The organism is Amycolatopsis sp. GM8, from assembly GCF_021653975.1.
Lineage (GTDB): Bacteria > Actinomycetota > Actinomycetes > Mycobacteriales > Pseudonocardiaceae > Amycolatopsis_E.
Genome location: NZ_JAJKFK010000009.1, coordinates 92,494 through 118,024, shown reverse-complemented (window position 1 = coordinate 118,024; position 25,531 = coordinate 92,494). Strand labels below are relative to the sequence as shown.

28 protein-coding genes are annotated in these 25,531 nt (G+C 70.3%); 14 read left to right on the top strand and 14 right to left on the bottom strand.

The window, feature by feature from the left end; genetic code table 11:
* Positions 1-71: 71 nt before the first annotated feature.
* Entirely contained in the window at positions 72-743 is a 672-nt protein-coding gene (locus tag LOZ83_RS33575) for a 1-acyl-sn-glycerol-3-phosphate acyltransferase (RefSeq protein ID WP_236795795.1), read from the top strand.
* Between the two features lie 415 nt (positions 744-1,158).
* Here the strand turns inward: LOZ83_RS33575 and LOZ83_RS33570 are convergent, their stop codons facing one another.
* Genes LOZ83_RS33570 through dapE form a run of 3 tightly spaced genes read right to left on the bottom strand, consistent with a single transcriptional unit; the run spans position 1,159 to position 3,576 of the window.
* Positions 1,159-1,728, bottom strand: a complete 570-nt coding sequence (locus LOZ83_RS33570) for a TIGR00730 family Rossman fold protein (RefSeq protein WP_236795793.1) — start codon at positions 1,726-1,728, stop codon at positions 1,159-1,161.
* On the bottom strand, positions 1,728-2,498 hold the full coding sequence (locus LOZ83_RS33565) for a TIGR00730 family Rossman fold protein (RefSeq protein ID WP_236795994.1): 771 nt from the start codon (positions 2,496-2,498) through the stop codon (positions 1,728-1,730). Before LOZ83_RS33565 ends, LOZ83_RS33570 begins: the two co-directional genes overlap by 1 nt.
* A gap of 13 nt (positions 2,499-2,511) precedes the next feature.
* On the bottom strand, positions 2,512-3,576 hold the full coding sequence (gene dapE, locus LOZ83_RS33560) for a succinyl-diaminopimelate desuccinylase (RefSeq protein WP_236795792.1): 1,065 nt from the start codon (positions 3,574-3,576) through the stop codon (positions 2,512-2,514).
* A 35-nt stretch (positions 3,577-3,611) separates the two neighbouring features.
* Between dapE and LOZ83_RS33555 the strand changes: the two genes are divergently transcribed.
* A complete protein-coding gene (locus tag LOZ83_RS33555) occupies positions 3,612-4,040 on the top strand; it encodes a hypothetical protein (protein WP_236795791.1) in 429 nt (142 codons plus the stop codon).
* Positions 4,041-4,064: 24 nt separating this feature from the next.
* Positions 4,065-5,045 (top strand): 2,3,4,5-tetrahydropyridine-2,6-dicarboxylate N-succinyltransferase, encoded by a 981-nt coding sequence (dapD, locus tag LOZ83_RS33550; RefSeq protein ID WP_236795789.1) that lies wholly within the window; start codon positions 4,065-4,067, stop codon positions 5,043-5,045.
* On the opposite strand, the gene LOZ83_RS33545 is transcribed toward dapD, so the two are convergent.
* Both LOZ83_RS33545 and LOZ83_RS33540 read right to left on the bottom strand, forming a co-directional pair.
* Positions 5,020-5,244 (bottom strand): hypothetical protein, encoded by a 225-nt coding sequence (locus tag LOZ83_RS33545; RefSeq protein ID WP_236795787.1) that lies wholly within the window; start codon positions 5,242-5,244, stop codon positions 5,020-5,022. The two genes, dapD and LOZ83_RS33545, sit on opposite strands and share 26 nt — an antisense overlap.
* Entirely contained in the window at positions 5,241-6,629 is a 1,389-nt protein-coding gene (locus tag LOZ83_RS33540; protein ID WP_236795786.1) for an FAD-dependent monooxygenase, read from the bottom strand. The genes LOZ83_RS33545 and LOZ83_RS33540 overlap by 4 nt, the downstream gene beginning before the upstream one ends.
* A 69-nt stretch (positions 6,630-6,698) precedes the next feature.
* Between LOZ83_RS33540 and LOZ83_RS33535 the strand changes: the two genes are divergently transcribed.
* The gene (locus LOZ83_RS33535; RefSeq protein ID WP_236795784.1) at positions 6,699-7,280 is read left to right on the top strand and encodes a TetR/AcrR family transcriptional regulator; all 582 of its coding nucleotides are present in this window, start codon (positions 6,699-6,701) and stop codon (positions 7,278-7,280) included.
* Here the strand turns inward: LOZ83_RS33535 and dapC are convergent.
* Positions 7,274-8,365, bottom strand: coding sequence for a succinyldiaminopimelate transaminase (gene dapC / locus LOZ83_RS33530; protein ID WP_236795783.1), 1,092 nt, complete (start codon positions 8,363-8,365; stop codon positions 7,274-7,276). The genes LOZ83_RS33535 and dapC overlap by 7 nt on opposite strands.
* Positions 8,362-8,682: a ferredoxin gene (gene fdxA, locus LOZ83_RS33525; protein WP_236795781.1), complete on the bottom strand. Its 321-nt coding sequence runs from the start codon at positions 8,680-8,682 to the stop codon at positions 8,362-8,364. Before fdxA ends, dapC begins: the two co-directional genes overlap by 4 nt.
* A gap of 108 nt (positions 8,683-8,790) precedes the next feature.
* On the opposite strand from fdxA, the gene LOZ83_RS33520 reads away from it, so the two are divergent.
* From LOZ83_RS33520 to LOZ83_RS33500, 5 genes are read left to right on the top strand one after another with little or no spacing between them, the layout of a single operon-like run.
* Entirely contained in the window at positions 8,791-9,519 is a 729-nt protein-coding gene (locus LOZ83_RS33520) for an N-acetyltransferase (protein ID WP_236795779.1), read from the top strand.
* The gene (gene cofD, locus LOZ83_RS33515; protein ID WP_236795778.1) at positions 9,516-10,511 is read left to right on the top strand and encodes a 2-phospho-L-lactate transferase; all 996 of its coding nucleotides are present in this window, start codon (positions 9,516-9,518) and stop codon (positions 10,509-10,511) included. Before LOZ83_RS33520 ends, cofD begins: the two co-directional genes overlap by 4 nt.
* On the top strand, positions 10,504-11,838 hold the full coding sequence (locus LOZ83_RS33510) for a coenzyme F420-0:L-glutamate ligase (RefSeq protein WP_236795776.1): 1,335 nt from the start codon (positions 10,504-10,506) through the stop codon (positions 11,836-11,838). Before cofD ends, LOZ83_RS33510 begins: the two co-directional genes overlap by 8 nt.
* Before the next feature lie 11 nt (positions 11,839-11,849).
* Positions 11,850-12,356 carry an NUDIX hydrolase gene (locus LOZ83_RS33505; protein ID WP_236795993.1) on the top strand — a complete coding sequence of 169 codons (507 nt, stop codon included), beginning with the start codon at positions 11,850-11,852 and terminating at the stop codon, positions 12,354-12,356.
* A complete protein-coding gene (locus LOZ83_RS33500; protein WP_236795774.1) occupies positions 12,353-12,712 on the top strand; it encodes a GntR family transcriptional regulator in 360 nt (119 codons plus the stop codon). Before LOZ83_RS33505 ends, LOZ83_RS33500 begins: the two co-directional genes overlap by 4 nt.
* On the opposite strand, the gene LOZ83_RS33495 is transcribed toward LOZ83_RS33500, so the two are convergent.
* A complete protein-coding gene (locus LOZ83_RS33495; RefSeq protein ID WP_236795773.1) occupies positions 12,705-13,601 on the bottom strand; it encodes a DNA-3-methyladenine glycosylase in 897 nt (298 codons plus the stop codon). The genes LOZ83_RS33500 and LOZ83_RS33495 overlap by 8 nt on opposite strands.
* Positions 13,601-14,680, bottom strand: a complete 1,080-nt coding sequence (locus tag LOZ83_RS33490; protein ID WP_236795772.1) for a sugar phosphate nucleotidyltransferase — start codon at positions 14,678-14,680, stop codon at positions 13,601-13,603. The genes LOZ83_RS33495 and LOZ83_RS33490 overlap by 1 nt, the downstream gene beginning before the upstream one ends.
* Positions 14,681-14,821: 141 nt before the next feature.
* Between LOZ83_RS33490 and LOZ83_RS33485 the strand changes: the two genes are divergently transcribed.
* Positions 14,822-15,169, top strand: a complete 348-nt coding sequence (locus tag LOZ83_RS33485; RefSeq protein ID WP_236795771.1) for a hypothetical protein — start codon at positions 14,822-14,824, stop codon at positions 15,167-15,169.
* Position 15,170: 1 nt separating this feature from the next.
* On the opposite strand, the gene LOZ83_RS33480 is transcribed toward LOZ83_RS33485, so the two are convergent.
* A complete protein-coding gene (locus LOZ83_RS33480) occupies positions 15,171-16,040 on the bottom strand; it encodes a glycosyltransferase family 2 protein (RefSeq protein ID WP_236795770.1) in 870 nt (289 codons plus the stop codon).
* 172 nt (positions 16,041-16,212) lie between these two features.
* On the opposite strand from LOZ83_RS33480, the gene LOZ83_RS33475 reads away from it, so the two are divergent.
* Positions 16,213-16,740, top strand: coding sequence for a hypothetical protein (locus tag LOZ83_RS33475; protein ID WP_236795769.1), 528 nt, complete (start codon positions 16,213-16,215; stop codon positions 16,738-16,740).
* A gap of 85 nt (positions 16,741-16,825) precedes the next feature.
* Here the strand turns inward: LOZ83_RS33475 and LOZ83_RS33470 are convergent, their stop codons facing one another.
* Together LOZ83_RS33470 and LOZ83_RS33465 are read right to left on the bottom strand one after the other, a co-directional pair.
* The gene (locus LOZ83_RS33470) at positions 16,826-17,974 is read right to left on the bottom strand and encodes a glycosyltransferase family 1 protein (RefSeq protein ID WP_236795768.1); all 1,149 of its coding nucleotides are present in this window, start codon (positions 17,972-17,974) and stop codon (positions 16,826-16,828) included.
* Between the two features lie 42 nt (positions 17,975-18,016).
* Positions 18,017-19,039: a glycosyltransferase family 1 protein gene (locus LOZ83_RS33465; protein WP_236795767.1), complete on the bottom strand. Its 1,023-nt coding sequence runs from the start codon at positions 19,037-19,039 to the stop codon at positions 18,017-18,019.
* Positions 19,040-19,049: 10 nt separating this feature from the next.
* Here LOZ83_RS33465 and LOZ83_RS33460 point away from each other — a divergent pair, with 10 nt between their 5' ends.
* The 3 genes from LOZ83_RS33460 to LOZ83_RS33450 are packed head-to-tail and all read left to right on the top strand — an operon-like array spanning position 19,050 to position 23,580.
* Positions 19,050-19,967 carry a glycosyltransferase family 2 protein gene (locus LOZ83_RS33460; protein ID WP_374202745.1) on the top strand — a complete coding sequence of 306 codons (918 nt, stop codon included), beginning with the start codon at positions 19,050-19,052 and terminating at the stop codon, positions 19,965-19,967.
* A gap of 36 nt (positions 19,968-20,003) precedes the next feature.
* Positions 20,004-22,505, top strand: a complete 2,502-nt coding sequence (locus tag LOZ83_RS33455; protein ID WP_236795765.1) for a glycosyltransferase — start codon at positions 20,004-20,006, stop codon at positions 22,503-22,505.
* Positions 22,498-23,580 (top strand): glycosyltransferase family 1 protein, encoded by a 1,083-nt coding sequence (locus LOZ83_RS33450; RefSeq protein ID WP_236795764.1) that lies wholly within the window; start codon positions 22,498-22,500, stop codon positions 23,578-23,580. The genes LOZ83_RS33455 and LOZ83_RS33450 overlap by 8 nt, the downstream gene beginning before the upstream one ends.
* Here the strand turns inward: LOZ83_RS33450 and rfbD are convergent.
* Positions 23,556-24,446: a dTDP-4-dehydrorhamnose reductase gene (gene rfbD, locus LOZ83_RS33445; protein WP_236795763.1), complete on the bottom strand. Its 891-nt coding sequence runs from the start codon at positions 24,444-24,446 to the stop codon at positions 23,556-23,558. The genes LOZ83_RS33450 and rfbD overlap by 25 nt on opposite strands.
* Before the next feature lie 4 nt (positions 24,447-24,450).
* Positions 24,451-25,443, bottom strand: coding sequence for a dTDP-glucose 4,6-dehydratase (gene rfbB / locus LOZ83_RS33440; RefSeq protein WP_236795992.1), 993 nt, complete (start codon positions 25,441-25,443; stop codon positions 24,451-24,453).
* Positions 25,444-25,531 lie beyond the last annotated feature (88 nt).

The following is a 25,531-nucleotide window of genomic DNA, read 5'->3' as shown; positions in this document are numbered from 1 at the left end:
CGGACGGCGGATACGCACCTGGAACGGCTGGGGCCGGGGTGTCATGCTGGGAGGAGAGAGTTGGAGGAGCTTTGCTACAGCTGTTGATCCGGCGAGTGCTGGCGCCGCTCGCACGCCTGATCTACCGTCCGGAGGTGCACGGCGCCGGCAAGGTGCCGCTGACCGGTCCCGTCATCTTCGCGGCGAACCACCGAGCGGCGGTGGACACGTTCCTGATCCCGATCGTCGCGCCGCGTCCCGTTTCGTTCCTGGGGAAGGCCGAGTATTTCACCGGCAGAGGTCTGCGGGCCCGGCTGTTCGCCGCGTTCCTGCGGGCGCTGAACTACGTCCCCGTCGAACGCGGTAACGCGGCTGCCGGCCTGGCGGCGCTGGAGGCGGCACGCAAGGTCCTCGACGCCGGTGACGCGTTCGGGATCTACCCGGAGGGCACCAGGTCGCTCGACGGCCGGGTGCACCGCGGGCACACCGGTGTCGGCGCACTGGCCCTGGCGACCGGCGCGAAGGTGGTGCCGGTCGCGTTGACGGGGACGGAGAAGATGCTGCCGATCGGGAAGACCATCCCGCGCCCGGCCCACGTGTGCGTCCGGTTCGGCGAGCCGCTGGACTTCTCGCGGTACGAGGGGATGGAGAACTCGCCAGCCATCCGCCGCGCCATCACCGACGAGATCATGTACAAGATCCTGGAACTTTCGGAGCTGGAGTACGTGGACAAGTACCACAAACGCCCCGGCGAAGCCGCTTGAGTGCCGGGGCCCCGGTTCTCAGCTGCGCGTTCCTCGCGACGCTCGCCTCCGGGAACGCAGAACTCATGCGCACCGAACGCGGAACTCGCACACGTGGAAGGCAGGACTCGCGGACACGGAACCGGGGACTCGCGCGGGCGGGCGGCAAAGCCGCCAAAGAGCTGGGTGGTCATCCCGTCGCCTGACACCGGCACGATCACTTTGAGGAGCAGCCGCAACCTGCGCCGGACCGTGCGGCCGAACGACCAAAACTTGCGGCTGGTCCTCAAAGTGATATTCAAAACCGCAGGCGACGGGATGACCACCCAGCTCGACCACATTGAAAAGGTGAGATCCCTTTGGGCCCGGCCATCTCGGAGCCTGCCCGTCCGGCGAGGACATCTTGCGATCTTTCCCTTTAGCGGCGCTCGCGCCGCTACTTGATCCACTTCGCGATGTTCGGCGCTTGGTACGTCGCGAAGGCGTCGAGCAGTGCCACCGGATCCGAGTCCACGAACACCAGGTCCCGGAACTCCTGCCGCAGGAAGCCCTCGGTCACCATGTGGTCGAAGAACTCCCGCAGCGGCTGGTAGTAGCCCGCGACATCGACCAGGCCGAGCGGCTTCGAGTGCAGGCCGAGCTGGGCCCAGGTCCACACTTCGGCCAGCTCCTCCAGCGTGCCCGCGCCGCCCGGCAGTGCGAGGAAACCGTCGGCGAGCTCGGCCATCTTGGCCTTTCGCTCGTGCATGTCCGCGGTGACGTGCAACTCCGTCAGGCCCTGGTGCGCGACCTCGGCGCGCACCAGATGCTCCGGGATCACGCCGATCGCCTCGCCGCCCGCCGCGAGGACCGCGTCGGCGACCACACCCATGATGCCGACGCTCGCCCCACCGTAGACGAGCCCGATGCCCCGCTCGGCGAGCAGTTTTCCGAGCACCGCGGCCTGCTCGGCGTAAACCGGATCGTTGCCCGTCGACGAACCACAGAACACGCAGATCCGGCGCACTAGTGAGTGTCCTCCCAAGCTTTGTACGATTCCTGCACCACCCGCACCGCATCGTCGATGTCATCGGTGACGTGCAGCAGGGCCAGGTCCTTCTCGCCGATTTTGCCCTCACCGCAGACGGTGTTCTTCACCCAGTCGTACAGCCCGCCCCAATAATCCTGTCCAAACAGGACGACCGGGAACTTGGTCACCTTTTTGGTCTGGACCAGCGTGAGCGCCTCGAACAGTTCGTCGAGGGTGCCGAAACCACCGGGCAGGCAGATGAACGCCTGCGCGTATTTGATGAACATCGTTTTGCGGGTGAAGAAATAGCGAAAGTTCACGCCGAGATCGACCCACGGGTTCAGGCCCTGCTCGAACGGCAGCTCGATGCCGAGCCCGATCGACAGCCCGCCCGCCTCCGACGCACCGCGGTTGACCGCCTCCATCGAACCCGGCCCACCACCCGTGATGCACGCGAACCCGGCGTGGGCGAGCGCGGTGCCGATCTTGCGGCCCAGCTCGTAGTCGGGGTGCTCACGCGGGGTCCGGGCCGAGCCGAACACGGTCACGGCACGCGGGACCTCGGCCAGCGCGCCGAAGCCCTCCACGAATTCGGCCTGGATCCGCAGCACCCGCCACGGATCGGTGTGCACCCAGTCGCTCGGGCCACGCGCGTCGAGCAGCCGCTGGTCGGTGGTACTGCTTTCTTCCCGCCGGCCGCGGCGCAGCACCACCGGGCCGCGATGCTTCTCCCGCGGGTGTTCGGGGTACTCGTCCGTTTCTTCCATCATCTCCGCCAGATTAGCGGCCCGTCAGAAACTCTCGCAGCACACCGGCCACCCGCCTGATTTCCGCCGCGTGAACGAATTCCTCCCGGGTGTGCGCGAGGGTCGGATCGCCGGGGCCGAAGTTCACCGCCGGCATGCCCAGCGCCGCGAACCGGGCCACGTCCGTCCACCCCAGCTTCGCCGCCGCCTGGCCCCCGGCGGCCTGGACGAGTTCCGCCGCGGCGGGGGCGGACAAGCCGGGCAGAGCTCCCGGCGAAAGGTCCACAACAGACAGTTCGAACCCGTCGAACACCTCGCGCAGATGCTTCTCCGCCTGCTCCCCGGAGCGATCCGGCGCGAACCGGAAGTTGATCGTGAGCACCGCCTCGTCCGGCACCACGTTGCCCGCGACCCCGCCCGAAACCCGCACGGCCTGCAAACCCTCGCGATAGCGCAGCCCATCGATCTCGACCTCACGCGCGGCATACGCGGTCAGCCGCCGCATCGGTTCCCCGAGCGCGTGGATCGCGTTCTCCCCCATCCACGCCCGCGCCGTGTGGGCACGCCGGCCCGCGGTGCGCAGCTCGACGCGCATGGTGCCCTGGCAACCGGCCTCGATGACCGCATTGGACGGTTCGCCGACGACGGCGAGATCGGCTTGGAGCCAGTCCGGCAGCTCACGCTCGATCCGGCCCAGCCCGTTCCGGGCCGCGTCGACCTCTTCGCAGTCGTAGAAGACGAAAGTCACGTCGTGCCGCGGCTCCGGCACCGTCGCGGCGAGACTGAGGAAAACGGCGTCGCCGCCCTTCATGTCGACCGTGCCGAGCCCGTGCAGAATGTCGCCGTCGCGGCGCAGCGGCAGGTTCTCGTTGACCGGCACGGTGTCCAGATGCCCCGCGAAGATCACCCGAGACGGGCGCCCGAGGTTCGTCCGGGCGAGCACCGTGTCGCCGTTGCGGACGACCTCCAGATGCCCGGCCTGCCCGGTGAGCGCCGCCGCCACGGCGTCGGCGATCACTGCCTCCTCGCCCGAGACACTCTGGATGTCCACGAGTTCGGCGGTGATATCGACGGGGTCGGCGTGCAGGTCGAGGGCCATACGCCGACATTAGACGGTGCGCGTACGGTGTCAGCGTGCGCACGCGAAAGACCATGACCGTCCTCGCTCTCGCACTCATGCTGGCCGGCTGCGGCAGCGAAGCCGGGCCGACGCCGAAAGGCGGCGGAGTCGCGACCGACCCGGCGGCCCTCGCGACAAAGCTGCGTGTGTACACGGCCGACACCTGCTTCACCGCTCCGGAACAGCAGACGCCGAGGGGCTGCCAGAAGTATGTGACGGAGCTGGGCGGCAGCATCGGCATGATCCGCGAGCAGGCGGGCGCCAAGCACCCGAACCTGAACACCCTCGCCGACTCGCTCGACAAGGCGATCGCCGCCTACCGCGGCCCGCACTGCGACACGGTCGCGACCCCGGGAAACCCCTGCTCACCCGCATTGCGCGAGATCGCGACCAGCCTCCGCGACATCAAGCAGGTCATCGACACCCAGGTCGCGACCAGCTGACTCTCGGTCGGTTACCGTGGGGCCGTGAGCGAAGAGACCCCGAACCCCGAGACCACCGGCGCGCACGGCGTCGGGCTGGCGACCGTCGCAGGCGACGGCACGGTGCTGGACACCTGGTTCCCGCACCCCAAGCTGGGCGAGCCGGGCACCACCGGGACGGAGCGGCTCTCCCACGACCAGGCCGTCGACGCCCTCGGTGAGGCCGCCGCCGCGCTGCTCGGCCCGGACGACGACCGCGGTGTCGAGGTGATCGCCGTCCGTACGGGCTTCGCCCGCCTCGCCGACGCGCCCGCCGACGCGCACGACGTCTACCTGCGCCTGCACCTGCTGTCCCACCGGCTGGTCCGGCCGCACGGACAGAACCTGGACGGCATCTTCGGCCTGCTGGCCAACGTGGTCTGGACCAATCACGGGCCGTGTCCGGTCGAGAGCTTCGAGGTCACCCGCCTGCGGCTGCGCGGCCGGGGCGCGGTCACGGTGTACAGCGTGGACAAGTTCCCGCGGATGGTCGACTACGTCATGCCCGCCGGGGTCCGCATCGGCGACGCCGACCGCGTCCGCCTCGGCGCGCACCTGGCGAACGGCACCACCGTGATGCACGAGGGCTTCGTCAACTTCAACGCCGGCACGCTCGGCGCGTCCATGGTCGAGGGCCGGATCTCGGCCGGGGTCGTGGTGGGCGACGGCACCGACGTCGGCGGCGGCGCGTCGATCATGGGCACGCTTTCCGGCGGCGGCAAGGAAGTCGTCTCACTCGGCGAGCGCTGCCTGATCGGCGCCAACGGCGGCGTCGGCATCTCGCTCGGCGACGACTCGGTGGTGGAAGCCGGGCTGTACGTCACGGCGGGCACGAAGGTCGTCCTCGAAGGCCGGTCGGTCAAGGCCCGCGAGCTGTCCGGGATTTCCAACGCGCTGTTCCGCCGCAACTCGGCCAACGGCGCGGTCGAGGTCGTGCCCCGCGCCGGTGCGACGGTCGAGCTCAACGCCGCACTGCACGCGAACTGACGTAGCCATCCGGCCGCACGTGGACGGTGACCCCGTCCGAAGCGTCGTACGCGACGAAGGCGTGCCCCTCGGTGTCGACGACGTACACACCCCGAGCGTCCTCACCAGGACGTAGGACGTTGTACGTATTCGGCGCCTCCGGGGCGCCGGGCGCGCGGTCGCCCGCCACGGGCTTCCCGGATGCGACGGTCGAACTCAACGCCGCACTACACGCGAACTGACGTAACCGTCCGGCCGCACATGGACGGTAACCCCGCCCGACGCGTCATACGCGGCGAACGCGTGTCCCTCGGTATCGACAACGTACACACCCCGAGCGTCCTCACCAGGACGTAGGACGTTGTACGTATTCAGCGCCTCCGGAGCGCCGCCACCGAAGACGAGCGTCGTCGCGTGCGGCCCACGGAACAGGTCGAACAGCCGGACGTCCTTGCCGGCGGCGTCTTTGACCGGGGCGTCCGGCGCGCGGTCGCCCGCCACGAGCTTCCCGGATTCGGTGCGGTAGCTGATATCCAGCTGCTGCGTTTCCGCGCCGCGCTCGTGCGCGCGCTCGTCACGCTCGGCATATTTCCGCATCAGTCCGGTGCTGACCCCGAGCACGTGCGCGGCGACCGCGCGGCGCTCGGTTTCGTAGCTGTCGAGCAGCTCGGGCGAGCCGTCGGCGAGCTTCCAGCCCAGGTTGTAGGCGTCCTGCACACCGGTGTTGAGACCCTGGCCGCCCGTCGGCGGGTGCACATGCGCGGCGTCACCGGCCAGGAACACCCGCCCGGCACGGAAGTGCTCGGCCAGCCGGATGTTCGGGCGCCAGACGGTCGACCAGGTCAGCCGCGACAACCGGACGCCGGCCGAGACGTCGTCGAGCTTCGCCTGCAAGGTCTCCAGCGAGTCCGAGTCGTCGTCCTCGGTCAGCGGTGCGCCGAACTGGAACAGCCCGATGCCGGGCAGCGGGCTGAGCACGACACCGGTCATCGGGTCGGCCTCCTTCGCGAACCAGTACCCGTAGGCCGGGTCGAGATCGGCGGCGACGTCACCGAGCAGCATGCGGATCGACTCGTCCGTGGTGCCCACGAACGGGATCCCGAGCGTCTTGCGCACGAAGCTGCGCCCACCATCGGCGCCGACGAGGTAGGACGTTCTGACGACTTCCCCAGTGGACAAGGTCACGGTCACACCGTCGGCGTCCTGCTCGAACCCGCTGACCGCGGTGCCGAGCTCAACGTGCACACCGAATTCGGCGAGCCGGTCGCGCAGGATCCCCTCCGTCTGCGACTGACCCAGCATCCACGCGTTCGGATACGGCACATCGGGCAACGGCTCGCGCCGCGGCGCCATCCGCCGTTCCATCGCGAACTTCCCGTCGAGGTGCACCCGGACGGTCGCGGGCGACATTCCCGCGGCCAGCACGGCGTCGATGACGCCCAGGTCGTCGAACACCTCCAGGGTGCGCGGCTGGATCCCGTCCCCGCGCGAACCGGCGAAGAACTCGGTCGCTTTGTCAACAATCCGGACGTCGATGTTCCGCCGGGCAAGGTCGATGGCCAGCGTGAGCCCGGTCGGTCCGGCTCCGGCGATGAGTACCCGCATAACTGAACTTCCTTTCAGTGAATTTAGATTCATAGTTATCGCTGCTAGCGTTCCTGTCAAGGAGGTGCCGTGAAGCGCAAGGACAAGGCGGCCGAGACGGAGGCCGCGCTGAAGGAAGCGGCCAAGCGGTTGTTCGCCGACCGCGGCTACCTGAACACCAAGATCACCGACATCACCGCGGAAGCGGGACGCGCGGCCGGTTCCTTCTACAACCACTTCGCGGGCAAGGAAGAGCTACTCGAAGCACTGCTCACGGATATGTCCGCGGAAAGCGACGAGGCGGCCACCCAGGCCGGTCACAAGAGCGACTTCGCCGATCCGGACGCGATCCGCTGGCATGTCCAGGCCTACCTGGACTTCTACCGGAAGAACGCCCCGACCATGCGCGCGCTGCAGCAGGCGGCGCTGGTGAGCACCACGTTCGCCGAACGCCTCGCCCGCTTCGGCGCGAACGAGGCGGCGGACTTGCTCGGCCATCTCGACGGGCTGGACCTTCCGGCCGAGCCGCGGGTCAGTGTCACGATGATGGCCGCGATGGTCGACAACTTCGTCCAGATGTGGCGCACCGTCCTACCCGAACTGTCCGAAGAGGACGTCGTGGAAGCGCTTACTCGCTTCCTCTACCGGGGTTTCACGGGCAAGGACTACTGAGGCTGCTGGAGCCTCTCGGCGGCGGCCTCGACCCGTTCGTCGGTCGCGGTCAGCGCGACGCGCACGTGCTTGCCGCCGGTCGGACCGTAGAAGGTGCCGGGGGCGACCAGGATGCCGCGTTCGGCCAGCCAGTCCACGGTCTGCCAGGAGTCCTCACCGCGGGTGGCCCACAGGTACAGCCCGGCTTCGGAATAGTCGATCTGGAAATCGTTGGCCAGCAACGCCTTCTGCAGCACCGTCCGGCGCCGCGCGTAGCGCTCCCGCTGGGTGGCCAGCACATCGTCGTCGGCGAGCGCGACCGTCATCGCCTCCTGGACGGGCCGCGGCACGATCATGCCGGCGTGCTTGCGGACTTCCAGCAGTCGCGCCACGACCGCCGGGTCACCGGTGACGAACCCGGCGCGGTAGCTGGCGAGGCTGGCCGTCTTGGACAGCGAATGCACGGCGAGCAGTCCCGCCGTGCTGCCGCCGTTGACCGACGAGTGCAGCACCGAGACCGGCTCACCCTCCCAGCCCAGCGCGAGATAGCACTCGTCGGAGACCACGAGCACATCCCGCTCGCGCGCCCAGTCGACGACCTTGCGCAGATGGTCGGCGCCGAGCACGCGGCCGGTCGGGTTGGACGGCGAGTTGAGCCAGATCATCGCCGGGCGCTGCGGCCCGAGCGCGACGAGACTGTCCGCGCGCAGCACGGACGTCCCGGCGAGCAGCGCGCCGACCTCGTACGTCGGGTACGCCAGCTCCGGGATGACCACCGTGTCACCCGGTCCGAGACCGAGCAGCTTCGGCAGCCAGGCCACCATCTCCTTGGAGCCGATGGTCGGCAGCACGGCGTCCGGCTCGAGCCCGGTCACCCCGTGCCGGCGGCGCAACGACTCGACCGCGGCGGCCCGCAACGCGGGCGTGCCGTGTGTCTGGGGATAGCCGGGGATCTCCGACACCGACGCCAGCGCGTCCCGGATCGCGGGCGCGACCGGGTCGACCGGCGTCCCGACGGACAGGTCGACCGCGCCGCCCGGGTGGGCGTTCGCGGTCGCCTTGGCCGCGGCGAGGGAGTCCCAGGGAAAGTCGGGCAGTGCGGTCATTCGCCCTGCGGGGGCAGGTCCTTGATCCACTGCGGGTCGTCACCGGTCTTGCCGACCTTCGACGCCCCGCCGGGTGACCCGAGCTTGTCGAAGAAGTCCACGTTGGCCTTGGTGTAGGCAGCCCACTCGTCGGGGACGTCGTCCTCGTAGTAGATGGCTTCCACCGGGCAGACCGGCTCACATGCGCCACAGTCCACGCACTCGTCGGGGTGGATGTACAACATCCGGTCGCCCTCGTAGATGCAGTCGACTGGGCACTCGTCGATGCACGCCTTGTCGAGCACGTCGACGCAGGGCTCGGCGATCACGTAGGTCACTGCGCACTCCTGCTGTGTGAATGAGATCCAGCTACGACCTCGGACATTACGCGGCCACAGACTGCCATTCCCAGGTAAGGCCACCCTTATCCATGCACACTTGTCATCATGGATCGCGCGGAGACTATCGAGCTGTTGTGCGCCGAAGCCTGGCGTCCCGTGACCGAAGAACCGCTGGGTGACTGGCGGCTACGTGCGGCTTCGGGTTTCACCGGGCGCGCGAACAGTGCGCTGGCGATCGGCGACCCCGGGGTGCCGCTGCCCGAGGCCATCGACCGGGTCTGTGACTTCTCCCACGCCCACGGCATTCCGCCGGTCGTGCAGGCAATCTCCGGCTCCGAGACCGAACGCGCCATCGAAGCCGCGGGCTGGCTGCCCGACACCGGACACGCCGCCGGACACCTGGTCGCGGTGCTCGTCGGGCCGCTGGGCCGCGGTGGTGACGGGGTCTCGTTCCTGCCCGAGCCGTCGGCCGGCTGGTGGGAACTGGTGGCCGGAACCGCCGAGCCGACGCCGGCACAGCGGCACGTGCTGACGACCGGCGAGATCGGCCACGGCGTGGCGGAGATCACGGCGGGTGCGGTGCGGACCGCGGTCGTCGGCGAGTTGCTGCACATCTCGCGCCTGGCCGTCCGGCCGGAACACCGGCGGCGCGGGCTCGCCCGGGCGCTGATGGCCGGTGCCGGCTCCTGGGCGGCCGGGCGCGGCGCGACCGAGTGTGTGCTCCAGGTCGCCGTCGGCAACTCCCCGGCGCTGGCCCTGTACGAGACGCTCGGGTTCCGCGAGCACCATCGGTACCGCTACTGGGTTCCGGCGTGGAAGGATCGCTCGCTGTGAAGGTTGTCGTAGTAGTCGGCGGGGTCGGCGGTGCCCGGTTCCTGCTCGGCGTGAAGGCCGCGCTCGGCCTGCCCGCCATCGGTCCGGGTGACTCGGCGCACGAGATCACCGCGCTGGTGAACACCGGCGACGACGTGTGGATGCACGGCCTGCGGATCTGCCCGGATCTCGACACGTGCATGTACACCCTGGGCGGCGGGATCGACACCGAGAGAGGCTGGGGCCACCAGGGCGAAACCTGGGTGGTCAAGGACGAGCTGGCCGCGTACGGCGCCGAGCCGAGCTGGTTCGGGCTCGGTGACAAGGATGTGGCGACGCACCTGATCCGCAGTCAGATGCTGCGCGCCGACTACCCGCTGTCCGCGGTCACCGAGGCGTTGTGCGACCGGTGGCAGCCCGGCGTGCGGCTGCTGCCGATGAGCGACGACCGGGTCGAGACGCATGTCGTGATCGACGATCCGGAGCAGCCCGAGCAGCGCAAGGCCATCCACTTCCAGGAATGGTGGGTGCGCTACCGCGCCGAGATGCCCGCGCATTCGATCGTGCCGGTGGGCGCGGACGAGGCGAAACCGGGGCCGGGTGTGCTGGAGGCGATCGCCGAGGCGGACGCCGTGTTGTTCGCGCCGTCGAACCCGGTGGTGTCGGTCGGGACGGTGCTGGCCGTGCCCGGCGTGCGGCAGGCGCTGCGCAAGACCGAGGCGGGGGTGGTCGGGGTGTCCCCCATCATCGGCGGGAAAGCCGTGCGGGGCATGGCGGACGCGTGCCTGACGGCGATCGGGGTGGAGACGTCGGCGGAGGCCGTCGGGCGTCACTTCGGGTCACGCCACACCTCGGAGGACGGGCTGCTCGACGGGTGGCTCGTGGCGTCCGGGGAGAGCGTGCACGTGCCCGGCGTCGCGGTGCGGGCCGTGCCGCTGCTGATGACCGACGTGGCCGCGACGGCGGCGATGGCCCGCGCGGCACTCGAACTGTCCGGAGTGGACGTTGACTGAGCATTCCGCCGCACGGCTGGAGATCCTGCCGGTCGAGGGGCTGCCGGAGTTCCGGCCGGGCGACGACCTGACCGGCGCGATCGTGGCCGCGGCCCGGTGGCTGCGTTCCGGCGACGTCGTCGTGGTGACCAGCAAGGTCGTGTCGAAGATCGAGGGCCGGCTGGTGCGCGTGCCGTCGGATCCGGAAGTACGCGACGAGGAGCGGCGGAAGCTCGTCGAACAGGAAGCGGTGCGGGTGGTCGCCCGCTTCGGCCGCACGATGATCACGCAGAACGGGATCGGGGTCGTGCAGGCCGCCTCCGGGGTCGACGCGTCCAATGTGGACCAGGGTGAGATCGCCCTGCTGCCGGCGGATCCGGACGCGTCGGCACTCGCGCTGCGCAACGGCCTGCGGGAACGGCTGGGTGTCGAGGTCGCCGTCGTCGTCACGGACACCATGGGCCGCGCCTGGCGTGTCGGCCAGACCGACGCCGCGATCGGCTCGTCCGGTCTCGAAGTGCTGCATTCGTACGAAGGCGAGATCGACGCGCAGGGCAACGAGCTGCAGGTCACCGAGATCGCCGTCGCCGACGAGGTGGCCGCGGCCGCGGATCTCGTCAAGGGCAAGCTGAAGGCGACCCCCGTGGCCGTCGTTCGTGGACTGTCCCTTGTAGACGACAAGTCGACAGCACGCAAACTGGTACGACCGCTCGACGAGGACATGTTCCGGCTCGGTGTCGCCGAGGCGATCGCCCAGGGGCGGCGTGAAGCCGTGCTCGCGCGCCGGTCGGTGCGCGAGTTCAGCGACGAACCCGTGGATCCCGAGGCGATGCGACGGTCGGTCGCCGCCGCACTGACGGCCCCGGCGCCGCACCACACGAAGCCGGTGCGGTTCGTGTGGTTGCGCGACCAGGGGCTGCGCACGAAGCTGCTCGAGGCGATGCGGGAGTCGTGGCGGGCGGACCTGCACGGGGACGGGTTCACCGACGAGCAGGTGGCGAAACGGCTGGGCCGCGGGGACATCCTGTTCAACGCGCCCGAGGTCGTGTTGCCGTTCCTCATTCCCGACGGCGCGCACACGTATTCCGACGCGCGCCGGAACGACTGCGAGCGCACGATGTTCGCGGTCGCCGGTGGTGCGGCGGTGCAGGGCTTGCTGGTCGCGCTGGCCGCCGAGGATTTGGGTTCGTGCTGGATCGGCTCGACGATCTTCGCGGCCGACGTCGTCCGTGAGGTGCTCGGGCTCGACGCGAACTGGCAGCCGCTGGGTGCGGTGGCGATCGGTCATCCGGTGGCTCCGGCCGGGGCGCGTCCTCCTGCCGGCACAGAGGGACTGGTGGAGCTGTGAGGCTCGACGCCATGTCCACTTTGGACAAGTGGCGACCGGGTTCGGCCGCGCAGGAGTCGTTGCGGCAGGCGTTCCTCGGATTCCTTGCCGCACGGGAGGATTCGTGCCTGCGCTCGTGCGAGGCTGGGCATCTCACCGCCTCCGCCGTGCTGCTCGACGCCGATCGCTCGCGGGTGTTGCTGACGCTGCATCCGCGGGTGGGCCGGTGGCTGCAACTGGGCGGGCATTGCGAGCCCACGGACACCACCCTCGCCGGGGCGGCGCTCCGCGAGGCGCGGGAGGAGTCGGGGATCGCGGAGCTGCACCTGGAGCCCGAGCCGGTGCACCTCGACGTGCATCCGATCACTTGCTCGCTCGGTTTGCCCACGCGGCATTTCGACGTCCGGTTCGTGGTGCGGGCGCCACGCGGTGCCGAGCCGGTGCGCAGCGACGAGTCCGATGACCTGCGGTGGTGGCCCGTCGACGCGTTGCCCGCGGGTTCGGAGGATCTGGCGGAACTGCTGGCGGCCGCACGATGATCGTCTCCGTCGACGCCCGGTCGTCCGTGCCGCCGTACGAGCAGGTGCGGTCGTCGCTGGCGGACCAGATCAACGACGGGCGGCTCGCGGTCGGGACGAAGTTGCCGACGGTGCGCCAACTCGCGGCCGACGTCGGCATCGCGCCGAACACCATCGCCCGCGCCTACCGCGAACTGGAAGAAGCCGGGCTGATCGAGACCCGTGGCCGGGCGGGCAGTTTCGTGTCGTCGTCCGGCGACGAGTCCCGGCGGCTGGCTCGCGATGCGGCTTCGACGTACGCCGCGACGTGTCGCGCGCTGGGGATCTCGTCGTCTGAAGCCCTCGCCATCGCCAAAGCCGCGCTCGACGTCACATAGCCCGGTAATCCCGGACGGCCATACGCGGCCCAAACCGCGGCCGAGTGTGCCCCGCCGCTTCCAAGTACCGCACCGCCCGTTGCCGCTGCGGGGCATACGGCGCGAGCACTTCCGCCAAGCCCTCGTCGTCGAGTGGCTCACCGAACAGGGCATAGCCGACGATCGCCGGGATGTGGAAATCCCCGAAACTGACCGCATCCGCGTCGCCCCAGGCGCGCTGGGCGACTTCCGCCGCGGTCCAGACGCCGATGCCCGGCACCTTCCGCAGCAGCGCCCGGCCCTCCTCGCCACGCAGTTCGGCCGCCCCCTCCAGCCGGTGCGCGACCTGCGCCGCGAAGATCAGCGCGCGGCGCCTGGTGAGATCGACCCCGGCCCGATGCCACTTCCAGTCCACAATGGACATGATCGCGCGCGGCGTCGGTGGCACCCGCATCCGCTCGGGCGCCGGGCCCGGCGCCGGCTCGCCGTACCACCGGCACAGCTCACGCCACGACCGCCGCGCCTCGTGGCCGGTGACCTTCTGCTCCAGCACCGCCGGAATCAGCACGTCGAACACCCGCCCGGTCGAACCGAGCCGCAACCCGGGTAAGCGCTTTCTCGCGTCCGCCACGGGCTGGTGGTGTGCGACGAACCCGCTGTCGTCATCGTCCGCGCCGAGCAGCGCGGGCACCCCGTCGAGCAACCGGTCCGCACCCGCGCCCCACGCCTGCGCCTCGATCTCCCCGTCGGCGAACCGCCGCAACGCGAGCGTGCCCGGCCCGTCCGCCGTGTTGCCGGTCAGCCACGTGACCCCGGACGCCTCGGCCCGGAAGCACGGATCACCCGTGCCACGGCGCAACGGTGCGAGCACCGCGCCGAGGTCCACAGTGAACGGTGGCCGATAGCGCACTAGCAGTCGCTCGAAAACCGGATCGACGAGTCGGGCAAAGTCATGTCGGGCCACACCCGCGCACCGCGAACCAGCTCGCAGCCGGCGCCGACGGTCGCGCCGTCGCCGAGCACGACACCACGCAGCACAGCGCCCTTGCCGACCGTCGCACCCTTACCCAGCACCGAATCCTCGACGATCGCGTCCTCGGCGACCGTGACCCCGTCGAACACCACCGACCCCGTCACCTGCGCGCCCGCGGCGACCGCGGAACCGGGGCCAATGGTCGAACCACCGGACACGGCCGCCCCGTCGGCGATCTTCGCGCCGCCGAGCACGAGCGACTCGCCCACCGGTCCCGGCAGCGCCGACGTCGGTGCCAGGCCACGGACGAGGTCCGCCGAACCGCGCACGAACGCCTCGGGCGTGCCGACATCCAGCCAGTAAGAGGCGTCCACGAACCCGTGGACATGGGCGCCGTCCTTGAGCAGGCCGGGAAAAGTCTCGCGCTCGACGGACACCCGGCGCCCCGCGGGAATGGACTCGACCACTGACCGGCGGAAGACATAGCAGCCGGCGTTGATCTGGTCCGTCGGGGGGTTCGGCGTCTTCTCGAGAAACGCGGTGACCCGGCCGCTCTCGTCCGTCGGCACCGAACCGAAGCGGCTCGGGTCGTCGACGCGCTGCAGATGGAGCGTGACGTCGGCGCCGGTCTTGCAGTGCGCCTGCACGAGTGCGCCGAGATCGGCGCCCGAGAGGATGTCCCCGTTGAAGATCACCGCGTGCTCGGCGCGGAGCCGGTCGTAGACGTTGCGGATCGCGCCGCCGGTGTCGAGTGGCTCATCCTCCACGACGTACTCGAGCTCCAGCCCGAGCGAGGTGCCGTCGCCGAAGAACTCTTCGAAGACCTCCGCGCGGTAGGACGTGCCGAGCACGACATGGTTGATGCCCGCGGACCTGATCCGGGAAAGCAAATGTGTCAAGAAGGGCACACCCGCGGTCGGCAGCATCGGCTTGGGAGCGGACAAGGTGAGTGGTCGCAGGCGGGTTCCCTTGCCACCTACCAGCACCACGGCATCGACATCTCGCGTGGGCGTCACAGTTTCCTCCCGTTATCGAGCACCGGCCGGGCGACAAGCCGTGCGATTTGCTGACGGCGACGCCCTGGAGGGCCTACCCTAGACAGCACACGGGCGGCTCTGGTCGGACAGGGCCTCAGGTCGAGTCGGGAGGCCGAGGGGATGGACCCCCGAGAGCGAGCGGATGCGTTGCTGGCCCGGGCACGGGCGCGTGGCGCGTTCGTGGTGACGCCCGAGGACGCAGTCTCGCCGATGGACGCGTCGAACACACAGCAAATCCCCCGATCGGTGGTCGACAAGATCGACCACGAGGGTGATCCGGATGTCACCGCGGTCGTGCCGTCGTCGGTGATCGAGTCGGTGCAGGGCAGCCTGGACGCGAAGCCGGGCACCCAGTTCATGCGCCCGGTCGCGCGCGAGCCGGAAGAGGAAGAGGTCGAAGGCCTCATTCCCACCACCACACAGGTCATCGGCCGCTCCGACCTTTCCCGCCGTCTCGAAGGTTTCTGAGCTACTGGCCGCGGGTCTCGAGCTTCAGCCGTAACGCGAGCCCGAGCTTGATCGCGGCGAGTACCGGTTTCCAGGCCGGGCCGCGGTGGCGGTCGGCGAGGTAGCGGTACGCGCTTTCGTGGTGTGCGGCCAGCATCTTCTTGGGTGCCCGGGAAGTCGCGGTACCACCGATATGCGTTACCGCGGCGGAGGGCACGTACACGTTCCGCCAACCGGCGCGGCCGATGCGGTCGCCGAGGTCGACGTCCTCGAAGTACATGAAGTAGCGCGAGTCGAAGCCCTGCACCGAGTCGAAGGCCTCGCGGCGCAGCAGCTGGCAGGAGCCGGAGAGCCAGCCGGAGGTGCGTTCGACGGGGGCGCGTTCCTGGCGGTAGGCGCGGGTCCACGGGTTGGCCGGCCAGATCTTGGCGAAAACGGCGTGCCCGATCCCGCGACCGAGGGACGGCAGCAGCCGGGCCGAGGGATAGACGGTGCCGTCGGGCTCCTGGATGAGCGGGCCGAACGCGCCGCCGCGGGGCCAGCGTTTCGTGGCGTCGAGGAGTATGTCGAGCGAGCCGGGTTCCCACTCGAGGTCGGGGTTCGAGATGACAACCCAGCCGTAGGTGTCGTCGAGCTCGGCCACCCCCCGGTTCGCGCCGCCGCCGTAGCCGAGGTTCTCGCCGATGCGCAGGAGGTGGACGTACTCGCGCTCCGCGGCCCGGTCGAGCGCGTCGTCGGTGGAGTCGTTGTCGGCGAGCACCACCCGGACGTCGCGGGCGGTCGCCTTCTCGAGCGTGTCGAGGAACCGGTCGAGGTCGTCACCGGGGAAGTAGGTCACCACCACCACGGCCACGCCGTCGCCATAACGTTTCGGCTCGGTCACCCGGCTCATTCTGCCGGGGTTGGAGTTGTGCAGTGTTCGGGGGTGTGCCACATCGCGGGGGGGACGCGCTTCACTACGTCCCGCAGGTGCGACCCTGCGCGGGTTGCGGGGGATTGGCCTCACTCCGCGCTACTCCGCGATCCTGTGCAAAGTTGTCATACCCTTCCGCCACGATGTGCGAATGCCAGTGCACGCCTTCATCGACGAGTCCGGACGCGGCCACCGCTACTTCATTTGTGTCGCGGTCATCGATCCGGCCGATCTGGCGCCCACACGCAAACGGCTGTCGGCATTGCTGCTCCCCGGTCAACGTGAACTGCATTTCAAGACCGAGAAACCGCCACGACGCCGCCTTCTCGCCGACCGGATCGCCGAACTGCCGGTCAACGCGAACATCTACGAAGCCGCATGCATGCCGAAAACCGAGGAACAGAGCCGTCAACGGTGCCTGGAGCAGGCCATCTGCGACCTCGTCGAGGTGCAGGCTCATCGAGTGGTGCTGGACAGCCGCGAGGAACAGGATCGGCATGACAGGGCGACGATCTATCAGACGTTGGGGCGTAAGAATTCCGACCTGACGCACGAACACCTGAATTCAGCGTCCGTGCCGCTGCTCTGGATTCCGGACGCCGTGGCCTGGTGTTACGGCGCCGGTGGCGACTGGCGACGCCGGATCATGCCGGTTGTCTCCAAAGTCATCGAGATCTAGAAAGCGCAAAGCCCGCGACACGACCGTCCGGACGCACCACGGGCTCACTTCTCGGCCCTAAGGGGGCCTCGCAAGACGAAGAGTATCACCCTCGCCGGTGTGAGAGCCAGGCCTTTCCGTACACCTCGCGGTGCCGCTCCGCGCTTGTCGCCCAGGAGAATTCTTTCGCGCGCAGCAAAGCCGCTTCCGCGAGGGACGCGCGGCGTGCCGGGGCGTCGAGCAGCTCCGACAGCGCGACCGCGACGTCCCCGGCGCCGACACCGCAGTAGGCCACCGCATCGCCGCCGACTTCGGGGAGTGACAGCCGCCGCGTCGTGAGGACACAGGCGCCGCACGCCATGGCCTCCAGCACCGGCAGGCCGAAACCCTCCCCCAGGCTCGGGTACGCCACCAGTTGCGCCCCACCTAGGAAACCCGCCAGCGTGTCGAACGGCAGGTACCCGGCCCGGATCACCCGCAGCCGCAACGGCGCCGCGTCCAGTGCCTTCTCCACCTGCGTGTCCCAGCCCGGCTGTCCGGCCAGCACCAGCGCGGGCGGGTCCGGCCGCCGCTCGACGGCCTTCGCGAAACCGCGGATCAGCGCCGGCACGTTCTTCCGCGGTTCGAGCGCGCCGAGGAACGCGATGTACGGCGCCGTCTCCACACCGATCGCCGCGCGGGCGGCCTTGATCTCCGTCGCGGACGGCGGGTGGAACCGCTCCACGTCGACACCGTGCTCGATGATCTCCAGCGCCCGCGGCCGGGCATGCGTCACGCGCATCAGCTCATTCGCCGTCGCGTGACTCGGCACCACACACGCCGTCGCGCGCCGCAGGGCCGTCGCCGTCCAGGTCCGGAAGAACCGCGCCTTCACCGACGAGTGCAGCACGGTGTCGGTGAAGAACGTCGCGTCGTGCAAGGTGACCACCGACGCGACCGGGCTGGCGAGCGGCATCGTGTAGTGCGGCGAGTGGACCACCTGCACGTTCAACCGCCGCGCGAGCATCGGCAGCGTCGTCTGCTCCCACGCCAGGCGCGCCGTCCGGGTGACCGTGGACGGTCCGGCCGGCACGATGCGTGACCGGGGGGCGAGCCGGGCGAACAGCTCGACGTCCCGCGGCTGGCACACCACGCTGATCAGCGCGCCGTCCGCGTCCAGCGCCTGCGTGAGCGAATCGACATAGCGACCAACCCCGCCACGATCCGCGGGCACCGCCGTGGCATCGATCAGGACGCTCGGTTCGCCTCTTCCCACCCGTGCAGAGTACGACCGTTCGTAGTCCGTTTGGTCAGGAACTCACAATCTCGGCCCCTGGTGAATACTCCAAACGGCCTCAGCGGCGCGTTCCCACGAGAACTCCGCCGCCCGCGCCAGGCCGGCCTTGATCAGTTCGCCCGCCCGCCCGGCCGACGACAGCACCTCCCGCAGCCCCGCCGCCAGCGCCTTCGCGTCTCCGCGCGGCACACAGACGCCCGCACCGCCGGCGACCTCGACGAGCGCGGGCGCATCCGAGTGCACGACAGGCACTCCGGCGGCCATCGCCTCCAGCACGGGCAGGCCGAACCCCTCCGCGAGACTCGGCGCGGCGAGCACGCTCGCGTGCCGCAGCACGGTCGCCAGCTCGGCATCCGACACCCGGCCGAGCACCCGGACGCCGGCCCCGCGCGGCTCGACCCCGCCCCAGCCGGGCTGGCCCACCAGCAACAGCGGCACGTCCAGCTCCGTCATGGCGTCGAGCAGCACCTCGATGCCCTTGCGCGGTTCGAGCGTTCCGACCGCCAGTACGTAACGTTTTGGCAGGTCAGCAACCTCCACACCGGACGACAGCGCCGCCGCCACGCCGTGCCCGGCCACCCGCACCGGCGCCCGCACCGGGACCCACCGCCGGAGGTCGTCGGCCACGGCCTGCGTCGGTACGACCAGACCACGGGCCCGTCGCGCCGCCCGCCGGATCATCGTCCGGTGCCACGTGACACCGCGCGGGGTCAGCGTTTCCGGATGGGTCCACGGCACGGTGTCGTGCACCGTCACCGACACCCGGCCGCGCGGCGGCGCGAGCGGGGTCGGCGCGTGCACGGCGTCACCACCGGGCCAGTACGGCAGCCCCAGCTGCCACGCCGCGATCAGTGCGCGCGGCGGCAACGGCAGCACGCGGACGCCGTCCAGCCGCACGTCGGGGCGGCGCGCCACGACACCGGTGACCTCCCAGCCGGGCGGCGCGGTCGCGGCGAGCGCGCGCAGCAGCTCGGCGGTGTAGCGGCCGGTCCCGCCCGGGACCGGCGCCAGCAGCTGCTCGGCGATCACCACGAGTTCCGGCACGAGCCGTATTGTGCTCGCCGTGACGGAGGTCAGCTCGACGGTGGTGGTCGTGACGTGGCGCGGCGCCGGGCACGTGACCGCCTGCCTCGACGCGCTGGCCGCCCAGAATCGTCCACATAGGACGATGGTGGTGGATAACGCGTCCGACGACGGCACCGCCCGCCTGCTGGCCGAACATCCGTCGAAGCCACGCGTGGTGCGGCTGTCGCGCAATCTCGGGTATGCGGGCGCGATGGCCAAGGCCGTGTCGCTTGTGGACACACCGTTGATGGCCTGGCTCAACGACGACGCCGCGCCGGCCCCGGACTGGCTCGGCACCCTGGAGGACGCGCTCGGCACCGCGGCCGCGGCGAGCGCCCGGCTCGATCGCCCTGACGGCTCGCCGCAGTCACTCGGGACGCGGCTCACCGCGGACGGCTCCGGCGCGGACGCCCTCGACGAGCCCGTGTTCGGCTTCTGCGGCGGCGCGGCGCTGCTGCGCGCCGACGTCCTGCGCGCGATCGGCGGCGTTCCGGCGGACTTCTTCTGCTACTACGAGGACACCGACACCGCGTGGCGCCTGCGCCTCGCGGGCCACGAAATCGTGGCCGTCCCCCAGGCGCGCGTGACACACCGTCACGGCGTCAGCACCCGGCCCGGTTCGCGGCAGTTCCACCTGTGGAACGAGCGCAACCGGCTGCTCACCCTCCTTCGCTGCGCACCCGCCACCGTCGCGGCCCGTGAGCTGGCACGATTCGCCGCGATCACCGCCGCGCTACCCCTGCGCCGGGAGGTGCCGCGCGCGGAAAACTTCCGCCTGCCGTTGCGCTTCCAGGTACTCGCCGAGGTCCTCGTCCGGCTGCCCGCCACGCTGCGTGCCCGCCGCGGGATCGGCCGGCTCGCGACGGTCCCACGAGGGCAAGTCTGGCGAAACTGGACACCTCGCTAAGCTTCCGCGGAGAGCGCTGGCAAGCAGGAGGTCGCGGTGACTCAGGGGGCAATACTCTTACCGCTGGTCTCGGTGATCGTGGTGAACTACCGCGGTGCGGAGGACACGATCACGTGCCTGCGCGCGCTCACCAGCGACCTGGACTACTCGCGGCTCGAGGTCATCTGCGTCGACAACGCCTCCGGCGGGGACGACGCCGCCCGCATCAAGGCCGCGGTGCCGGACGTCCAGCTGATCGAGTCGGCCGAGAACCTCGGCTTCGCCGGCGGCTGCAACCTCGGCGCGCGCCACGCGCAGGGCAGCGTGCTCGCCTTCCTGAACAACGACGCCCGCCCGGACGCGAACTGGGCGCGCGCGGCGGTCGCCGCGCTGGCGGCCGACCCGACGGTCGCGGCGGTGGCCAGCAAGGTCGTCGACTGGGAAGGCACCGGAGTCGACTTCGTCGACGCGGGACTGACCTGGTTCGGCATGGGCTACAAGCGGCACGCGGGCAGTCCACTCGCGGACGTGCCCGCCGCCGAGCACGAGAGCGCCAAGGACGTGCTGTTCGCGACCGGCTCGGCGATGTTCGTACGGGCCGGGGTGTTCGCCGAGCTGGACGGGTTCGACGAGCGGTTCTTCATGTTCTACGAGGACGTCGACCTGGGCTGGCGGCTGAACCTGCGCGGCTGGCGGGTGCGTTACGTACCCGAGTCGCTCGCCTACCACCGCCACCACGCCACGATGTCCGAAGTGGACGCTCCCGAGACCGGCCGCGAGACGTTCCTGTTGGAGCGCAACGCACTCGCGGCGCTGTACAAGAACGTCTCCGACGAGACCCTGGCGAAGGTGCTGCCCGCCGCGCTCGCGCTCGCGATCCGCCGGGCCACCGCGCGCGGCGAACTGGACGCGACGCAGCTCGACCTGGGACACGGGGTCAAGCCGGTCGAGACAGCGCCCGTCGAGATCCCCCGGACCACGCTCGCGGGCATGCTCGCGGTCGACCAGTTCGTCGAGCTGCTGCCGTCGCTCGCCGAGTCCCGCAAGGCCGAGCAGGCCGCCCGGGTGCGCACCGACGCCGACTTGATTCCCTTGCTGCGTAAGGCTTTGGAACCGGCGTACCCGCTGCCGCGCTATCTCGCCGCGCACGAGATCCTGGTCGAAGCGTTCGGGATCGAGAGCGTTTTCGGGCAGCGGCGCAAGATCCTCGTGATCACCGGGGACGCCATCACCGAACGGATGGCCGGTCCCGCGATCCGCGCCTGGAACATCGCCACGATCCTGGCGCCCGAGCACGATGTCCGGCTCGTGACGGTCAACCCGCTCGCCGCGCCGCCGCCCGCGCCGTTCCCGGTCAGCGCCGCCCGCAAGCGCGACCTGACAGAGCCGGTCGAGTGGGCGGACATCGTCATCCTGCAGGGCCATGTGCTCGAGATGGCGCCCGCGTTGAAGGACTCGAACAAGCTCGTCGTCTGCGACATCTACGACCCGATGCACCTGGAGCTGCTCGAACAGGGCAAGAGCGCGCCGGACGAGCAGCGCGCCGCGGATCTCGCCGGCGTCACCAGGGTGCTGGACGCGCAACTCGAACGCGGCGACTTCTTCCTGTGCGCGTCGCAGCGGCAGCGGCATTTCTGGCTCGGCCATCTCGCCGCGCTCGGCCGGCTCACGCCCCGGCTCTACGACGCCGACCCGACGACGCAGTCGCTGCTCGCGGTCGTCCCCTTTGGACTCCCGGCCGAGCCGCCCGCGCGCACCGGGCCCGGCCTGCGCGCCACGCTGAACATCGCGGACACCGACCACGTCGTGCTGTGGGCGGGCGGCGTGTACAGCTGGTTCGATCCGCTGACCCTGGTCAACGCGATCGACCGGCTCCGGCGGCGGCAGCCGGACGCGCGGCTGGTGTTCCTCGGCATGAAGCACCCGAACCCCGAGGTCGCCGAGATGGACATCGGCGCGCAGACCATGCGGCTGGCCGACCGGCTCGGGCTCACCGGCAAGCACGTGTTCTTCAACGAGCACTGGGTCCCCTACGGCGAGCGGCAGAACTGGCTGCTCGACGCGGATTGCGGGGTCACCACGCATTTCGAGCACGTCGAAACCACGTTCGCGTTCCGCACCCGGGTGCTGGACTACCTGTGGGCGGGGCTGCCGATCGTCACCACCGACGGTGACGCGTTCGCCGATCTGGTGCGCGACGAAAGGCTCGGCGTGGTCGTCCCGGCCGAGGACGAGGAAGCGCTTTCCGAAGCGCTCGAACGCGCGATGTACGACACCGAGTTCGCCAGCGCCTGCAAGGAACGCATCGCGAAGGTCGCGGAGCGCTACACCTGGCCGCAGGCGCTCGCCCCGCTCGTCGAGTACTGCCGGAACCCGCGCCCGGCCGCCGACCGGTTGGCCGGCGCGGCGGACCTCGTGGTCGCGGATCCCTTGCGGGGCAGCGAAGTCGTCCGCCGGGACCTGGCGCTGGTGCGCGAGTACCTGGCCGACGGCGGCCCGAAGGAACTCGCCCGCCGGGTGGCCGGCCGGTTGAAGAAGGTAGCGCGAGGCCGTGCCTAGACCGCTCAGAGTGCTGCTCGACGGGACCCCGTTGCTGGGCAACCGGACCGGCATCGGCAGGTACACCGCGTCGCTGGCCGAAGAGCTGGCCTCACGCTCCGATGTGGACACTCGCGTGGTCGCGTTCACCCTGCGGGGCTGGCAGCGGCTGCGGCACGTGCTGCCGCACGGCGTGCGCGCCCGCGGTGCCCCGGTCGCCGCCCGCCTGCTGCGCAAGGCGTGGCTGCGCTCGACGTTCCCGCCGGTCGAGCTGTTCGCGGGACGCTCGGATGTGCTGCACGGCACCAACTTCGTACTTCCCCGGTCGCTGTGGGCGGCCGGCGTCCTCACCATTCACGACCTCGCCTTCCTCGACGCGCCCGAGGAACTCCCGCCAAGTGACCGCGAACTGCCGCAACTGGTCCGGCAGGGCGCCGCGGAGGCGCGCGTCATCTGCACCCCCACCGCCGCGACAGCCGACACGGTCGCGGAGCGGCTCGAGGTGCCGCGCGAGAAGATCGAGGTGACTCCGCTCGGCGTGGACGCCGCGTGGTTCACCGGCCGGCCGCCGAACGAGCAGATGCGCGCGCGGCTGCGGCTGCCCGCCGAGTACCTGCTGTTCGTCGGCGCTTCCGGTCCGCGCAAAGGGCTGGACTGGCTGATGAAGGCACATGCCGCGAACCCGGACCTGCCGCCGCTGGTACTCGCCGGCCCCGGCCCGGTGCGGGTGTCCAGCCGGGCCCAGCACATCGGCTATCTGTCCGAAGTGGACTTGCGGAACCTGGTCGCGGGCGCCTCGGCGCTGGTCCTACCCTCGCGCGACGAAGGCTTCGGGCTGCCGGTGCTGGAAGCGCTGGCCTGCGACGTGCCGGTGGTGTGCACCGACATTCCCGCGCTGCGCGAGATCGCGGGCGGTTACGCGCATCTCGTGCCTTACCAGGACGTGGAAGCGCTTTCCGAGGCGATGCGGCAGGCCGTCTCCGAGCCGCGCGCCGCCTCGAAGTCCGTCGCGCGCCGCGCGCACGCCGCCGGTTTCACCTGGCGCCGGTGCGCCGACGCCACCGTCGCCGCCTATCGGCGCGCCGCGGCGAAGTAGGCCGCCAACGCCTCGCGCCACGGCCGCAGCGGCGTCAGCCCCGAGTCCACCCAGGACTTGTTCGACAGCACCGAATACGCGGGCCGCGGCGCCGGGCGAGGGAACTCGTCTGTCGTACACGGCTTGACCCGCTCGGGGTCCGCGCCGAGCTCCTCGAAGATCGCCCGGGTGAGGCCGTACCACGTGGTCTCGCCACCACCCGTGCAATGCAGCACTCGCCGCTGTGGGCCACGTCCGTCCGCAATGGACCGGGCCAGCTCGATCAGGCCCGCGGCGAGGTCGGCCGACCAGGTGGGCGAGCCGCGCTGATCATCCACAACGGACAGCGTTTCACGCTCACCTTCCAGGCGCACCATGGTCTTCACGAAGTTCGCCCCGGTCACGCCGTACACCCAGGCGGTACGCACGACCCACGACCGGGCGCCCGAGCCGAGCACCGCGTCCTCGCCGGCCGCCTTCGTGCGGCCGTAGGCGGTCCGCGGACCGACAGCGTCCTCGGGCTCGTACGGCCGGTCGGCATCGCCCGGGAACACGTAGTCCGTGGACACGTGGACCAGCGGCACCCGCCGCGACGAACACACCGCGGCGAGCACGCGCGGACCGTCCACATTGACCGCGAACGCGCGCCGCTCGTCGGTCTCCGCCGCATCGACCGCCGTGTACGCGGCCGCGTTGATCACCATCGGCTGCCGGTCCGCCGCGCGGGCCCGTGCCGCCAGCTCGCTGACCGCGGCCACCACCGCGCCCGTGCTGGTCAGGTCCAGCTCCGCCGACCCCGGCGCCAGGATCTCCAGCGAGGGCGACGAAAGCGCGGCGAGGTCGCGGCCGAGCTGGCCCGAACCGCCGGGCACCAGCAAACTCAGCATCACATCACTTCCCTGCCAGCGCGGCGCGCTTCTTGAGCGGTTCCCACCACGAGCGATGCTCGCGGTACCACCGCACGGTGTCGGCCAAGCCCGCGTCGAACGGCACCTCGGCCCGGTACCCCAGCTCGCTGCTGATCTTCGTGATGTCCACCGAGTACCGGCGGTCGTGGCCCAGCCGGTCGGGCACCTGCTCGACCATGTCCCAGCCCGCGCCGACCGCGGCCAGCAGCCGCTCGGTCAGCTCACGGTTGGGCAGTTCCGTACCGCCACCGATGTTGTAGATCTCGCCCGCGCGGCCACCATCGGCGACCAGCTGGATCCCCCGGCAGTGGTCGTCCACATGCAGCCAGTCACGAACGTTCAGCCCGTCACCGTACAGCGGGACCTTGGCCCCATCGAGCAAATTGGTGACGAACAGCGGAATGACCTTTTCCGGGAACTGGTACGGCCCGTAGTTGTTCGAGCACCGGGTCACACACACGGGCAGCCCATGCGTGCGATGGAAGGCGCGGGCGAACAGATCCGAGGACGCCTTCGACGCCGAATAGGGGGAATTCGGCTCCAGCACGTGGTCCTCCCGCCACGAGCCCTCCGCGATCGACCCGTACACCTCGTCGGTCGACACGTGCACGAACTTGCCGACGCCCGCGTTCAGCGCCGCCTGCAACAGGGTCTGCGTACCGAGCACATTGGTCAGCACGAAGTCGGCGGACCCCAGGATGGACCGGTCCACATGCGACTCGGCGGCGAAATGCACCACCAGGTCGACCCCGGCCATCACCTCCGAGACCACCACGCCGTCGCAGATATCCCCTGGTACGAAACGGAAACGCGGATCGGCCTCGACCGGAGCCAGGTTCGCCCGGTTGCCGGCGTAGGTCAGCTTGTCGAGCACTACGATCTCGGCGTCGGCCAGCGACGGGTACGCGCCCGACACCGCCTGCCGCACGTAGTGCGACCCGATGAAACCCGCTCCCCCGGTCACCAGCACCCGCATGGTCACCCTCCCGTACCTCGATTTACACAACTAGGGCAACGTAACCCAGTCCAGACGCGTCTTTGTAGGGAGAACAGTAATCTGGAAG

Bases quoted from the DNA above. Each gene is read 5' to 3' on its own strand.
- LOZ83_RS33565 (WP_236795994.1), bottom strand. From the start codon at position 2,498: ATGGAAGAAACGGACGAGTACCCCGAACACCCGCGGGAGAAGCATCGC.
- dapE (WP_236795792.1), bottom strand. From the start codon at position 3,576: ATGGCCCTCGACCTGCACGCCGACCCCGTCGATATCACCGCCGAACTC.
- LOZ83_RS33540 (WP_236795786.1), bottom strand. From the start codon at position 6,629: ATGCGGGTACTCATCGCCGGAGCCGGACCGACCGGGCTCACGCTGGCC.
- dapC (WP_236795783.1), bottom strand. From the start codon at position 8,365: ATGACCGCACTGCCCGACTTTCCCTGGGACTCCCTCGCCGCGGCCAAG.
- LOZ83_RS33520 (WP_236795779.1), top strand. From the start codon at position 8,791: ATGGATCGCGCGGAGACTATCGAGCTGTTGTGCGCCGAAGCCTGGCGT.
- LOZ83_RS33505 (WP_236795993.1), top strand. From the start codon at position 11,850: ATGTCCACTTTGGACAAGTGGCGACCGGGTTCGGCCGCGCAGGAGTCG.
- LOZ83_RS33500 (WP_236795774.1), top strand. From the start codon at position 12,353: ATGATCGTCTCCGTCGACGCCCGGTCGTCCGTGCCGCCGTACGAGCAG.
- LOZ83_RS33485 (WP_236795771.1), top strand. From the start codon at position 14,822: ATGGACCCCCGAGAGCGAGCGGATGCGTTGCTGGCCCGGGCACGGGCG.
- LOZ83_RS33480 (WP_236795770.1), bottom strand. From the start codon at position 16,040: ATGAGCCGGGTGACCGAGCCGAAACGTTATGGCGACGGCGTGGCCGTG.
- LOZ83_RS33475 (WP_236795769.1), top strand. From the start codon at position 16,213: ATGCCAGTGCACGCCTTCATCGACGAGTCCGGACGCGGCCACCGCTAC.
- rfbD (WP_236795763.1), bottom strand. From the start codon at position 24,446: ATGCTGAGTTTGCTGGTGCCCGGCGGTTCGGGCCAGCTCGGCCGCGAC.
- rfbB (WP_236795992.1), bottom strand. From the start codon at position 25,443: ATGCGGGTGCTGGTGACCGGGGGAGCGGGTTTCATCGGGTCGCACTAC.